At 40.3% G+C, this 12,255-nt stretch carries 14 protein-coding genes and 5 tRNA genes; 15 read left to right on the top strand and 4 right to left on the bottom strand.

Features of this window, described 5'->3' with window-relative positions; genetic code table 11:
- Positions 1–62: 62 nt before the first annotated feature.
- From HMPREF9010_RS23535 to HMPREF9010_RS23550, 4 genes are all read right to left on the bottom strand, one after another.
- On the bottom strand, positions 63–1,697 hold the full coding sequence (locus HMPREF9010_RS23535) for a TlpA family protein disulfide reductase (RefSeq protein ID WP_004310899.1): 1,635 nt from the start codon (positions 1,695–1,697) through the stop codon (positions 63–65).
- On the bottom strand, positions 1,694–2,905 hold the full coding sequence (locus tag HMPREF9010_RS23540; RefSeq protein ID WP_008646331.1) for a peroxiredoxin family protein: 1,212 nt from the start codon (positions 2,903–2,905) through the stop codon (positions 1,694–1,696). Before HMPREF9010_RS23540 ends, HMPREF9010_RS23535 begins: the two co-directional genes overlap by 4 nt.
- Positions 2,906–3,188: 283 nt before the next feature.
- Positions 3,189–3,704 (bottom strand): gamma carbonic anhydrase family protein, encoded by a 516-nt coding sequence (locus tag HMPREF9010_RS23545; protein WP_004307560.1) that lies wholly within the window; start codon positions 3,702–3,704, stop codon positions 3,189–3,191.
- A gap of 148 nt (positions 3,705–3,852) precedes the next feature.
- Positions 3,853–5,634 (bottom strand): aminopeptidase P family protein, encoded by a 1,782-nt coding sequence (locus HMPREF9010_RS23550; protein ID WP_008646330.1) that lies wholly within the window; start codon positions 5,632–5,634, stop codon positions 3,853–3,855.
- A 188-nt stretch (positions 5,635–5,822) separates the two neighbouring features.
- Between HMPREF9010_RS23550 and rpsU the strand changes: the two genes are divergently transcribed.
- The 15 genes from rpsU to rplL all read left to right on the top strand — a co-directional run bounded on the left by rpsU (position 5,823) and on the right by rplL (position 12,155).
- Positions 5,823–6,014, top strand: a complete 192-nt coding sequence (rpsU, locus tag HMPREF9010_RS23555) for a 30S ribosomal protein S21 (protein ID WP_002558090.1) — start codon at positions 5,823–5,825, stop codon at positions 6,012–6,014.
- A gap of 73 nt (positions 6,015–6,087) precedes the next feature.
- Complete coding sequence (gene xerC / locus HMPREF9010_RS23560) at positions 6,088–6,969, top strand: tyrosine recombinase XerC (protein ID WP_004307555.1); 882 nt, start codon at positions 6,088–6,090, stop codon at positions 6,967–6,969.
- Between the two features lie 16 nt (positions 6,970–6,985).
- Positions 6,986–7,285 (top strand): ribosome hibernation-promoting factor, HPF/YfiA family, encoded by a 300-nt coding sequence (hpf, locus tag HMPREF9010_RS23565; protein WP_004296365.1) that lies wholly within the window; start codon positions 6,986–6,988, stop codon positions 7,283–7,285.
- A gap of 98 nt (positions 7,286–7,383) precedes the next feature.
- Positions 7,384–7,457: transfer RNA gene (locus HMPREF9010_RS23570), tRNA-Thr, on the top strand.
- An 85-nt stretch (positions 7,458–7,542) separates the two neighbouring features.
- Positions 7,543–7,625, top strand: a tRNA-Tyr gene (locus tag HMPREF9010_RS23575).
- 28 nt (positions 7,626–7,653) lie between these two features.
- Positions 7,654–7,726 (top strand) — tRNA-Gly (locus tag HMPREF9010_RS23580).
- 10 nt (positions 7,727–7,736) lie between these two features.
- Positions 7,737–7,808: transfer RNA gene (locus HMPREF9010_RS23585), tRNA-Thr, on the top strand.
- A 51-nt stretch (positions 7,809–7,859) separates the two neighbouring features.
- Positions 7,860–9,044 carry an elongation factor Tu gene (tuf, locus tag HMPREF9010_RS23590; protein WP_004296364.1) on the top strand — a complete coding sequence of 395 codons (1,185 nt, stop codon included), beginning with the start codon at positions 7,860–7,862 and terminating at the stop codon, positions 9,042–9,044.
- Positions 9,045–9,096: 52 nt separating this feature from the next.
- Positions 9,097–9,169: transfer RNA gene (locus HMPREF9010_RS23595), tRNA-Trp, on the top strand.
- A gap of 14 nt (positions 9,170–9,183) precedes the next feature.
- On the top strand, positions 9,184–9,375 hold the full coding sequence (gene secE / locus HMPREF9010_RS23600) for a preprotein translocase subunit SecE (protein WP_004296363.1): 192 nt from the start codon (positions 9,184–9,186) through the stop codon (positions 9,373–9,375).
- Positions 9,376–9,391: 16 nt separating this feature from the next.
- On the top strand, positions 9,392–9,934 hold the full coding sequence (nusG, locus tag HMPREF9010_RS23605) for a transcription termination/antitermination protein NusG (protein ID WP_004296362.1): 543 nt from the start codon (positions 9,392–9,394) through the stop codon (positions 9,932–9,934).
- 61 nt (positions 9,935–9,995) lie between these two features.
- Positions 9,996–10,439: a 50S ribosomal protein L11 gene (gene rplK / locus HMPREF9010_RS23610; RefSeq protein WP_004296361.1), complete on the top strand. Its 444-nt coding sequence runs from the start codon at positions 9,996–9,998 to the stop codon at positions 10,437–10,439.
- A gap of 15 nt (positions 10,440–10,454) precedes the next feature.
- Positions 10,455–11,153 (top strand): 50S ribosomal protein L1, encoded by a 699-nt coding sequence (rplA, locus tag HMPREF9010_RS23615; protein WP_004296360.1) that lies wholly within the window; start codon positions 10,455–10,457, stop codon positions 11,151–11,153.
- Positions 11,154–11,168: 15 nt separating this feature from the next.
- Positions 11,169–11,690, top strand: coding sequence for a 50S ribosomal protein L10 (gene rplJ, locus HMPREF9010_RS23620; RefSeq protein ID WP_004296359.1), 522 nt, complete (start codon positions 11,169–11,171; stop codon positions 11,688–11,690).
- A 90-nt stretch (positions 11,691–11,780) separates the two neighbouring features.
- Positions 11,781–12,155: a 50S ribosomal protein L7/L12 gene (gene rplL, locus HMPREF9010_RS23625; protein WP_004296358.1), complete on the top strand. Its 375-nt coding sequence runs from the start codon at positions 11,781–11,783 to the stop codon at positions 12,153–12,155.
- The last annotated feature ends 100 nt before the right edge of the window (positions 12,156–12,255 follow it).

Below are 12,255 nucleotides of genomic sequence, written 5' to 3'. Positions count from 1 at the left end.
AGAGGACAACTTTTCACCAGATTTGACGAAGAACCTGTTTCCTGCATTTGTAGCTAGGCACCTTATCTGTTGACTTCTAACTCTAGCAACTCTTTCAACTCTTTGGCTGTTACGTGGGTGAATTGTTTTGCGATATTTCCTTTTTTATCTATTATCAGGTACATCGGTAATCCCGTCATCTGAAAATGATTCCAAAGATAACCCCACTGTTCTTTGTTCAACCAGTAATGTTCTCCGGCAATGTCTTGTATTAGTATATCCCAAGTCTTTTTTATAGAACTGGGGCCTGTGAGGTAAATGAAAGCAACTTTGTCTTCACCTATTTCTTTCTTTAGTGGTTCATATTCCTTGATGATTTGCCGGCAGCCACCGCACCAGGTAGCCCAAAAGTCGATAAACTGTACCTTCCCTTTGTGGCGGGCAATGAGAGCAGTCAACAGTTCCTTTTCCGGAACTTGTGGTACTTCGCAAATAGTGAATTTCTTTGTTATCGTTTTCTGTCGGGGTTGCATCTGGCGGTTCATGTCTTGAATGATACCTAAGAAAATAGGATTGGTGATTTCCGAAGCCATGAGCTCTTGTCGGGGTGTCAGAGGTTGTAAATTGTAAAAACTGGAACGCATATAGATTGCTCGTATGTAGTCAACTATTAAACTTGTGCTGTCTTGTATGATATTACTAAGACGTTCTTTTGTTTTGGAGAATGACTCCCATCTGAATAGGTCATTTTCTTTGAAGTATTTTGCACTAAGTGCCATTAGCTCGCTTTCTTGCTGAAAGGAGACACCTGCTTTGAAAGCCGTTTCATATTGATGGATAAGTGTCTGTTCCTCTTTAGTGAGTGGTGCATTTTTCAATAGATTTTTTTCGTAAGCGAGTGGGTCTTTGTGGGTATCATATAAATCCATGACTACATTGCGGTAATTATAACAATAGAGTGCTAAAGGGTGATTGACTGGGAAATCCTTCAAATAATTGTGGAAATCATCAGGCAAATATACATCAAGAAAAGCAGCAAAAGCTTGTTCCCGCGTAATGTTTTCCTTCTTTTGATAAGCAGTTTGCAGGCAATAGTGGGTGGCCTGTAGATTTTCCAGGCAATCAAATGCGCATGAGAGATTGGCGAGTGTGCGAGTGTCTTCGCTGAATTGTAACTGTGCGTTGTTGTGCGTTACATATCGTTTGTATTGGTTGATACATCGTTTTTTGAATTCATTGGCACTAATGCCTACAATGGAATCCAATAGGTCGCCATCACTATAAACAGGTGGTATCTTTGTTATCAGTTCCGGCTGGCACCATTCATTGTTAATGGTAGCATATTGACCGCTAAATACAAACTGTTTTCCTGGTGGATTACTTAGATTGATAGCTACATTTGTTTCTTTTTCGGGACTTAGCAGAATGACTAAATCAGCATTTCCTATCATCATCCGTACTTGTGTATGATGGTAGAGAGGAATATTAATAGTAAAGTTTCCGTCTGACTCAACAGTCGGATAAAGAGTTTCGGCTGTTCCCATCACGATATTGGGAGCTCCGATCTTGAATATCAGATTATCATTCGGATGGTAATTGGCGATTGTACCACTTAAAATGGCCTTTCCTTTCTGATATTCGGGGATGGGTAATTGTGCTTGTGCCAGGTTGAATAACAAGGACAAACAAAGACAAGTAAATAGTCTGTTCATGTTCATAGTAGTTCTTTTATTGCATTTATTATTTCTTTATCTGTATTCTCATTACTATAACCTCTGATTACTTTTCGTATGATTCGTTCTTGGTCTACTATGAAAAAGTAAGGTGCGGCACTACCGGTCTGATATTGTTTTATAACCTCATTTGTTGCATTCAGAATGGTATAATTCAATTCCTTTCGGTTTGCATAATTTCGGATGGCAGATACTTTACGGCTCCAGGATTCTATTGCAATCAACTCAAACTCTTCACTGGTGAATAATTCTTTTAACTGTTTCAGAAAAGGAACAGCCGCCTGACAGGCACCACAACCAATGCCTGTGAAGTTGATTAGTATGATTTTGCTTTTACAGTCGGCTAATGATACCGGCTGTGCTTCTATATTTTCTAATATCCAGTCGGGAGCTTTTTTTCCTATAAGACTGGATGCTGTTGGTTCTGCTTTTTTCTTGTAGAGGTCGCTGTATTTTACTATCTCATAATCTTTGGGGAAATAATCAGACGCGTTAAAGTCGTTAATTGTTAGTTTATTGATTTCAAGATTCGAACAGGTTGAAACGGAAATATCATGCGACATCTCTCTCCGTTTTTTATAAGGTAGGTCATTCGATTTGTTGATCCATAACTCATAAATAGAAGCTGTACTGCCGATATTGAATGGAGGAAGTGGCATGTGATAAGCTTTTCCAAAGAACTCAACCTGTTGATTCTCATCAATGACTAATTTAAAATAATAATTATCACCCTCATCTTTCAACTCTGTTACAATATGATCCTTAGTGGTAAGTGCATATCTGATGATATTCTTTGCGTGATTGAAGAATGGAGGACTTACTAGTCTGAAAGGAAGTGGTCTGAATGTGAAATCATCAATTGCTAATTTCTTATTTTCGTGATAAGGTAATACTCTTATGTTGCCGTCATAACAAAATTCTAGTTTTGTTGTATCATTGGCATCTAGTGAAACATAGCTTGCACCTATGGTTGAGTCCATTGGATTATCGTACTCTTTAACGAAGCCATGCAAGGTAGATAATGCGGTTGAATCACCAGGTTGCCAGCTTTCGTTAGTGACATAGTAGGTTGCAGATTCAATCTTTTCTAAATTGGTAAGTACTTTCTTTAAATATTCTTTTTCTGCGTTTTGTGCATTGGCGGTTATTATTTCTGCCAATAAGAGAATTGTAAGTAGTAGTTTTATTTTCATAATGAATAAGTGCTTGTTGGTTCATTGCTCAGATTTAATGTCTTACAAATCTACGAATAATTCGTAATAAAAATATATTCAGAGGGTTAAATAATATAAATATGGACTTTGGAAATCAATGATGATTAGTTTTAGTAGTGTGGATTTTATGGTATGTGTTTGTAAATGGCTTATTTATGTGGCTATTGAAGTGTCAATGGTGTTCTGAAAAAAAACGTTCCCCCTTTTCTTAAAAATATAAGAGTAAGGAGGAACGAAGTTTTGTTTTAGGTTTTATTTAAAGCTATTCTTTATACCATTGTGAGTACATCAGATAGTTGTGAGCAATTTTTTGATTCAGTTCTTTGGCTTGTTCAGGATCTACCTTTTTAATGAATTTCGCGGGTACTCCTCCCCAAATGCTTCCCGGTTCAATGATGGTATTGCTTAATACCAGAGAGCCGGCGGCAACGATTGCTCCTTCACCGACTACAACGTGATCCAGTACGGTTGACCCCATCCCGACCAATGCGTAATCTTTGATGGTCGCCCCATGAATGGTGACATTATGTCCTACGGATACGTGATCGCCAATTTCAATAGTCGATTTCTGGTATAATGTATGCAAGACACTTCCATCTTGAATATTGACACCGTTGCCGATTCGTATGGAGTTGACGTCACCTCTTAATACCGTATTAAACCAAATGCTACAATCATTTCCTATTTTTACATCTCCTATAATAGTTGCATTATCTGCGAGGAAGCAGTTTTCTCCGATCTCGGGAGTAAAACCCCGTACTGATTTAATTAAAGCCATATAATATTTGTTTCTAATAAAGTTTTTTATTTAATGCAGTTCTATGTTGTACGACACCCGGGTGTCGTGATGTATGAGACCCGGGTCTTGAGCAGTCTGACACCCGGGTGCTGGTATGCTTGACACCCGGGTGTCAGGCAAGTTCTTTTTAAAGGGAAGCAGTCGCCTCTTGTAACCAAACTTTTTCTTCTTCGTTAAGATCCGGTGATAGTTTCTCGTAGACAGTCTGATGGTAATTGTTTAACCATTCAATTTCTTCATTTGTCAGCATCTCCTTGATGATCCCTTTTTTGCAGATGGGGCATAAAGTGATAGTCTCAAACTTAAGATATTCTCCAAACATTCCCTCTCCATCTTTGCAAACTAACGTCAGGTTCTCCGTACGTATCCCGTGACTGCCTGTCTTATAAACACCAGGTTCGTTGGATGTAACCATACCGGGCTGGAGAATTGCAGGGTTTTCATTCATACGAATGCTTTGTGGACCTTCGTGTACACTCAAGAAATGCCCGACGCCGTGCCCTGTGCCATGGAGAAAGTTCATTCTGTGATTCCAGATAGGTATACGCGCCAGTACATCGAGTTGCGCACCACGGGTTCCGGCTGGGAATTTGGCCATAGCCAATGCTATGTGTCCCTTTAATATTAAGGTATAATCCGTCTTTTCCTCTTCCGTCAGTTCGCCTAATGCGATGGTACGAGTGATGTCAGTGGTTCCGTCCAAGTATTGTGCCCCTGAATCTAAGAGTAGGAATCCTTTAGGCTGAAGAGTTACATCGCTTTCTGGCGTTGCCGAATAATGCACGATTGCTCCGTGCTCTTTATATCCTGCAATGGTGTCGAAACTTTCTCCCATGTAGAGGGGCTGTGCTGCTCTGAATTCATGCAGCTTTTTATCTATACTTAATTCAGTTTCTTTTCCGGTGGATACAGATTCTTCCAGCCACTTGAGGAATCTGACAAGTGCCACTCCATCCCGTTGCATGGCAGCATGGATGCCGGCTATTTCCTGTTTATTGCGAATGGCTTTCAATAATGTGACGGGAGACTCGCCACGAATAATGGAACATTTCGGATTAATGGCCGAGTAAATCGCATAATTCGTTTTCCGTGGATCAATAAGAATATTTTCTCCGGGGAAAGAATTCAGGAATGTCTCTACCTCATCATATTTCTGTATTCCTATTTGTTGTTTCTTCAGATAAGTCTCGACCTCCGACGTCACTTTTTCCGGTGAAATGAAGTAAGTCACCTCGTCCTGCGTAATTAACAGGTAGCTCACTATAACTGGATTGCAATGTACATCGTTTCCTCGTAGATTGAGAGTCCATGCTATTTCGTCCAGTGCAGATATGAATAAGGCATAGACACCTTTCTTCTTCAACTCCGCACGGATGGCGGATATTTTTTCTTCGCAGCTTTTTCCTGCATATTTGATATCATAAATAAAGGCTGGAGAGTCAGGTATGGAGGGACGGTCTTTCCAGATGTTCTTTAATGGATCTCCAAATATATCTACCTGTAACTGATGTGCCGCTAGTTCTTCTTTCATTTGTTCTACCTGTTGCACGGAGAACATTTTCCCGTCAATGCTTACAGATTCTCCGGGTTTTAGGTGCTGGCAGAGAAACTCTGTTATGCTTGGAGTTTCCGGCAGCATCTCTTTGTAGAGTGTGATGCCACTCCCTTCCAGTTCTTTCGCTGCCTGAAGGAAGTAACGTGAGTCGGTCCATAATCCCGCTTTGTCCATCAGGATGACCGCTGTTCCTGCAGAACCCGTAAAACCGGAAATCCATTCACGTGACATCCAGTGGGGAGCCACATACTCACTAAGATGGGGGTCGGTGCTGGGGATAATGAATGCTTTGATGTAATTGGGATGGAATGTCATGCGCAAAGCATGTACTCGTTCTTTTATGTTCTGTTTCATACCTTATTATATTATTATAGACATGTAAGTGTTTCAAAGGTACTAACTTTCCGCATTTAATGACTTGTTTATGAATAGTTTTTGAGAAATATTTGCCGAAAGTTTTGTGAATAAAGAAAGTATGTGTAATTTTGCGGCGCAATTTGACTGCGGAATTTTTTTAATCATAACATATTAATAATAACAAAATGATTGTAGTACCTGTAAAAGAAGGCGAAAACATTGAAAAAGCGCTGAAGAAGTTCAAAAGAAAATTTGAGAAAACTGGCATCGTAAAGGAATTGAGAAGCAGACAGCAGTTTGATAAACCGTCTGTAACTAAAAGACTTAAGAAAGAACGCGCAGTTTACGTACAACAACTTCAGCAAGTAGAAGATTAATAATTCGTAATTTCCTTTGAATTATTGAATTCTTTTCATACATTCGTTGCACGATTTTAGATGTAGCGATATTATGTTGATAGAATCTTTTCTTGATTATCTCCAGTATGAGCGGAACTATTCTGAAAAAACCGTTCTTGCGTACGGTGAAGATATAAAGCAACTGCAGGAGTTTGCTCAGGAAGAGTATGGAAAGTTTAATCCGTTAGAGGTCGAGGCGGAACTGATTCGTGAATGGATTGTTTCATTGATGGATAAAGGGTATACCTCAACTTCTGTAAATCGTAAGCTAAGTTCGCTCCGAACGTTTTACAAGTATCTCATAAGACAGGGGAAGACGACTATAGATCCTTTGCGTAAAATAAAAGGACCTAAAAACAAAAAGCCGTTGCCTGTGTTCTTAAAAGAGAACGAAATGAATCGGTTATTGGATGATACGGATTTTGGCGAAGGATTTAAAGGTTGTCGGGACCGGTTGGTGATTGAAGTGTTTTATGCTACTGGCATGAGACTTTCGGAATTAATAGGTTTGGATGATAAGGATGTGGATTTTTCGGCTTCTCTTCTGAAAGTGACCGGGAAAAGAAATAAGCAACGACTGATACCGTTCGGTGATGAACTGCGGGAGTTGATGCTTGAATATATTAATGTAAGAAACGAAACGATTCCGGAAAGGTCGGAGGCTTTCTTTATTAGAGAGAATGGCGAACGACTTTATAAGAATCTGGTCTATAATTTAGTGAAACGGAACCTGTCAAAGGTGGCAACGCTGAAGAAAAGGAGTCCTCACGTGTTGAGGCATACTTTTGCTACCACAATGCTGAATAATGAAGCAGAGCTGGGCGCGGTAAAAGAACTTTTGGGTCACGAGAGCATTACGACTACCGAGATCTATACGCATGCCACATTTGAAGAACTTAAAAAAGTGTATAAACAAGCTCATCCAAGAGCTTAAAAAAAAGGAGGTAAGTATGGATGTTAGAATTCAATCAATTCACTTTGATGCGTCAGAGCAATTGCAGGCATTTATTCAGAAGAAAGTGTCCAAGTTGGAAAAATATTACGAAGATATAAAGAAAGTAGAGGTGTCATTAAAGGTAGTAAAACCAGAAGTTGCTGAAAATAAAGAAGCAGGCATTAAAATATTAATCCCCAATGGGGAGTTTTATGCAAGCAAAGTGTGTGATACATTTGAAGAGGCAATTGATTTAGATGTGGAAGCGCTCGTAAAACAACTGGTTAAATACAAGGAAAAGCAACGTAGCAAATAAAAAAATCCCAAATAATTTTGCGGGAAAGAAATAAATAACTAAATTTGCAGCCGTTTCGCTCGCGTTAGAACGTGACGGTTGCATTTTTTAGTAAGTTTGCCTCTTTAGCTCAGTTGGCCAGAGCACGTGATTTGTAATCTCGGGGTCGTTGGTTCGAATCCGACAAGAGGCTCAAAAAGAAACCGAAGAACAAAGATAGAACATCTGTCTTTATCATATTGTTTGAAAATAGTTCTTTTATTTCTTGATTTTGAAAAGGGCAAATACCAGAGTGGCCAAATGGGGCAGACTGTAAATCTGCTGGCTTACGCCTTCGGTGGTTCGAATCCATCTTTGCCCACAATCAGAGTGACAACTTTGGCAAGAATGCGGAAGTAGCTCAGCTGATAGAGCATTAGCCTTCCAAGCTGAGGGTCGCGGGTTTGAGCCCCGTCTTCCGCTCTCTTTTCTTGCTGTTATAGCTCAGTGGTAGAGCACTTCCTTGGTAAGGAAGAGGTCCCGGGTTCAAGTCCCGGTAACAGCTCATAAAGGATGTAAATGCTGATTATTAATCAAATAAATAACAAGTAAAGCTATGGCTAAAGAGAAATTTGAACGTACCAAACCGCATGTAAACATTGGTACAATCGGTCACGTAGACCACGGTAAGACAACGTTGACAGCTGCTATCACTACAGTGTTGGCAAAAAAAGGTCTTTCAGAATTGCGTTCTTTCGATTCTATCGACAACGCTCCTGAAGAAAAAGAAAGAGGTATTACTATCAATACTTCTCACGTTGAATATCAAACAGCTAACCGTCACTATGCACACGTAGACTGCCCGGGTCACGCCGACTACGTAAAGAACATGGTTACTGGTGCTGCTCAGATGGACGGTGCTATCATCGTTTGTGCTGCAACTGATGGTCCGATGCCTCAAACTCGCGAACACATTCTGTTGGCTCGTCAGGTAAACGTACCTCGTCTGGTTGTATTCTTGAACAAATGCGATATGGTAGACGACGAAGAAATGTTGGAACTCGTTGAAATGGAAATGAGAGAACTCCTTTCATTCTATGATTTCGATGGTGACAATACTCCTATCATCCGTGGTTCTGCTCTTGGCGCATTGAACGGTGTTGAAAAATGGGAAGACAAAGTTATGGAGCTGATGGATGCAGTTGATAACTGGATTCCACTGCCTCCGCGCGATGTTGATAAACCATTCTTGATGCCGGTTGAAGACGTGTTCTCTATCACAGGTCGTGGTACTGTAGCAACAGGTCGTATCGAAACAGGTGTCATCCACGTTGGTGATGAAGTCGAAATTCTTGGTTTAGGTGAAGATAAGAAATCAGTTGTAACTGGTGTTGAAATGTTCCGTAAACTGTTGGATCAAGGTGAAGCTGGTGACAACGTAGGTCTTTTGCTTCGTGGTATTGACAAGAACGAAATCAAACGTGGTATGGTTCTTTGTAAACCAGGTCAGATTAAACCGCACTCTAAATTCAAAGCTGAGGTTTATATCTTGAAGAAAGAAGAAGGTGGTCGTCACACTCCGTTCCACAACAAATACCGTCCTCAGTTCTACTTGCGTACTATGGACTGTACAGGTGAAATCACTTTGCCGGAAGGAACAGAAATGGTAATGCCGGGTGATAACGTAACTATTACAGTTGAGTTGATTTACCCAGTAGCATTGAACCCGGGCCTTCGTTTCGCTATCCGCGAAGGTGGACGCACGGTAGGTGCTGGTCAGATTACTGAAATTATCGACTAATACACAATAATTAATCAGTTCCCGGTTTTCATCGGGAACTGATTATGTACACACGGGAGTAGCTCAGTTGGTAGAGCACCGGTCTCCAAAACCGGGTGTCGGGAGTTCGAGCCTCTCCTCCCGTGCTAATATTATTGAAATGAAAAAGGTAATAGCTTATATTAAAGAATCTTACGACGAACTTGTACATAAAGTATCGTGGCCTACGTATTCTGAACTTGCTAACAGTGCAGTAGTTGTTTTATATGCTTCCCTGCTTATTGCATTGGTAGTATGGGGTATGGATGTCTGTTTCCAGAACTTCATGGAAAAAATCGTTTATCCACATTAAAAATTAGGAATTGAAAATGGCTGAGATTGAAAAGAAATGGTACGTTCTGCGTGCTATTAGTGGAAAAGAAGCTAAGGTAAAGGAATATCTTGAAGCTGATCTTAAGAACAGTGACCTTGGTGAATATGTATCTCAGGTATTGATTCCTACTGAAAAAGTTTACCAGGTTCGCAATGGAAAAAAAATTGTGAAGGAAAGAAGTTATCTTCCTGGTTACGTTTTGGTGGAGGCTGCTTTGGTTGGTGAGGTCGCTCATCACTTGCGCAACACTCCGAATGTGATAGGCTTTTTAGGTGGCTCCGAAAAACCGGTGCCTCTCAGACAATCAGAAGTGAATCGTATACTTGGTACAGTGGACGAACTGCAGGAAACGGGTGAAGAACTCAATATTCCGTACGTGGTGGGTGAAACTGTAAAAGTTACTTTTGGACCTTTTAGCGGATTCAGTGGTATCATTGAAGAAGTGAATAGCGAAAAAAAGAAACTAAAGGTCATGGTAAAGATATTCGGGCGCAAAACGCCGCTTGAATTGGGCTTTATGCAAGTGGAAAAGGAATAACACGGAATTGTTACGCTGTTGTTGTTCTTCGTTTAATGTTTATATATAAATCAATAAAAAAATGGCTAAAGAAGTTGCTGGACTAATCAAGTTACAGATTAAAGGAGGCGCTGCAAATCCATCACCTCCCGTTGGACCTGCTTTGGGTTCTAAGGGTATCAATATCATGGAATTTTGCAAGCAATTCAATGCCAGAACCCAAGACAAAGCAGGTAAAATTTTACCTGTTATCATTACTTACTACGCAGATAAGTCTTTCGATTTTGTAATCAAGACTCCTCCCGTTGCTATTCAATTACTTGAAGTAGCTAAGGTAAAGAGTGGTTCTGCTGAGCCTAACCGTAAGAAAGTTGCCGAGCTTACTTGGGAACAAGTTCGTACGATCGCTCAGGACAAAATGGTTGACTTGAACTGTTTTACTGTGGAAGCTGCCATGAGAATGGTTGCAGGTACAGCTAGAAGTATGGGTATCGCTGTAAAAGGGGAGTTCCCGGTTAATAACTAATAAACTTCAATTGTAATGGGTAAACTGACAAAAAATCAAAAGTTAGCTGCAGAAAAAATTGAAGCAGGGAAAGCATACTCACTGAAAGAAGCTGCATCTTTGGTAAAAGAAATCACTTTTTCCAAATTCGATGCTTCACTGGATATTGATGTACGTTTAGGGGTTGACCCGCGTAAAGCTAACCAGATGGTGAGAGGTGTTGTCTCACTTCCTCATGGTACTGGTAAAGAAGTGCGTGTGTTGGTACTTTGTACACCGGATGCTGAAGCTGCTGCAAAAGAAGCTGGTGCTGACTATGTTGGTCTTGACGAATATATTGAAAAGATCAAAGGTGGATGGACTGATATTGATGTAATCATCACTATGCCATCTATCATGGGTAAAATTGGTGCACTCGGTCGTGTACTCGGTCCTCGTGGATTGATGCCGAACCCTAAGAGTGGTACTGTAACTATGGATGTTGCTAAGGCTGTAAAAGAAGTAAAACAAGGTAAGATTGACTTTAAAGTTGATAAGAGCGGTATCGTTCACACTTCTATCGGTAAGGTATCATTCAGTCCTGATCAGATTCGCGACAACGCGAAAGAGTTCATCTCTACTCTGAACAAGCTGAAACCGACCGCAGCAAAGGGTACATATATTAAGAGTATTTATCTTTCTAGTACAATGAGTGCGGGTATTAAAATCGACCCGAAATCAGTGGATGAAATCTAATAAAACAGAGAAATAATGAGAAAGGAAGATAAAAGTACGATTATAGAGCAAATTGCTGCTACAGTAAAGGAATATGGTCACTTCTACTTGGTAGACGTTACAGCGATGAACGCTGCTGCTACCAGCGCATTGAGAAGAGATTGCTTTAAATCAGACATCAAATTGATGGTGGTTAAAAACACTCTGCTTCACAAAGCACTTGAAAGCCTGGAAGAAGACTTCTCACCTCTTTACGGTTCTTTGAAAGGTACTACTGCTGTTATGTTTACTAACACTGCAAACGTACCTGCTAAGTTAATCAAAGACAAAGCGAAAGACGGTATTCCCGGACTGAAAGCTGCGTATGCAGAAGAAAGCTTCTATGTTGGTGCAGACCAATTGGATGCTCTCGTTGCAATCAAGAGTAAGAATGAAGTTATCGCCGATATCGTTGCACTGTTGCAATCTCCGGCCAAGAATGTTATTTCTGCTCTTCAATCAGGTGGTAACACCCTTCACGGAGTTCTCAAGACTCTTGGTGAACGTACCGAAGCGTAAAAATGGAAAAAGGCGTCACAGCCTTGGGAATAACATCCCGAATAATTTTCAAAAATCAACAAGTATTTAAACATTAAAATCATACAAAAAATGGCAGATTTGAAAGCTTTTGCAGAACAATTAGTTAACTTGACAGTAAAAGAAGTTAATGAACTTGCAACTATCCTTAAAGAAGAATACGGTATTGAACCTGCTGCTGCAGCTGTAGCTGTTGCTGCTGGTCCTGCAGCTGGTGCTGCTGCCGCAGAAGAAAAAACTTCTTTCGACGTAGTATTGAAGAGCGCTGGTGCAGCTAAACTTCAGGTAGTTAAGGCTGTTAAGGAAGCTTGTGGTCTTGGTTTGAAAGAAGCTAAAGACTTGGTAGACGGTGCTCCTAGCACAGTAAAAGAAGGTTTGGCTAAAGACGAAGCAGAATCATTGAAGAAAACATTGGAAGAAGCTGGAGCTGAAGTTGAACTTAAATAACATTGGCCTGGTAATCAGGTAATTCGGTTAGGAATCCTTCACAAGAGGATTCTTAACCTTTTTGTGTATATATTTCAAATTAAGTTCTCCAAATTCATTG

Source organism: Bacteroides sp. 3_1_23, from assembly GCF_000162555.1.
In the GTDB taxonomy this organism is placed as follows: Bacteria; Bacteroidota; Bacteroidia; order Bacteroidales; family Bacteroidaceae; genus Bacteroides; species Bacteroides ovatus.
This window is presented reverse-complemented; position numbering and strand designations above follow the sequence as displayed.

Bases quoted from the DNA above. Each gene is read 5' to 3' on its own strand.
- HMPREF9010_RS23535 (WP_004310899.1), bottom strand. From the start codon at position 1,697: ATGAACATGAACAGACTATTTACTTGTCTTTGTTTGTCCTTGTTATTC.
- HMPREF9010_RS23540 (WP_008646331.1), bottom strand. From the start codon at position 2,905: ATGAAAATAAAACTACTACTTACAATTCTCTTATTGGCAGAAATAATA.
- HMPREF9010_RS23545 (WP_004307560.1), bottom strand. From the start codon at position 3,704: ATGGCTTTAATTAAATCAGTACGGGGTTTTACTCCCGAGATCGGAGAA.
- HMPREF9010_RS23550 (WP_008646330.1), bottom strand. From the start codon at position 5,634: ATGAAACAGAACATAAAAGAACGAGTACATGCTTTGCGCATGACATTC.
- rpsU (WP_002558090.1), top strand. From the start codon at position 5,823: ATGATTGTAGTACCTGTAAAAGAAGGCGAAAACATTGAAAAAGCGCTG.
- xerC (WP_004307555.1), top strand. From the start codon at position 6,088: ATGTTGATAGAATCTTTTCTTGATTATCTCCAGTATGAGCGGAACTAT.
- hpf (WP_004296365.1), top strand. From the start codon at position 6,986: ATGGATGTTAGAATTCAATCAATTCACTTTGATGCGTCAGAGCAATTG.
- tuf (WP_004296364.1), top strand. From the start codon at position 7,860: ATGGCTAAAGAGAAATTTGAACGTACCAAACCGCATGTAAACATTGGT.
- secE (WP_004296363.1), top strand. From the start codon at position 9,184: ATGAAAAAGGTAATAGCTTATATTAAAGAATCTTACGACGAACTTGTA.
- nusG (WP_004296362.1), top strand. From the start codon at position 9,392: ATGGCTGAGATTGAAAAGAAATGGTACGTTCTGCGTGCTATTAGTGGA.
- rplK (WP_004296361.1), top strand. From the start codon at position 9,996: ATGGCTAAAGAAGTTGCTGGACTAATCAAGTTACAGATTAAAGGAGGC.
- rplA (WP_004296360.1), top strand. From the start codon at position 10,455: ATGGGTAAACTGACAAAAAATCAAAAGTTAGCTGCAGAAAAAATTGAA.
- rplJ (WP_004296359.1), top strand. From the start codon at position 11,169: ATGAGAAAGGAAGATAAAAGTACGATTATAGAGCAAATTGCTGCTACA.
- rplL (WP_004296358.1), top strand. From the start codon at position 11,781: ATGGCAGATTTGAAAGCTTTTGCAGAACAATTAGTTAACTTGACAGTA.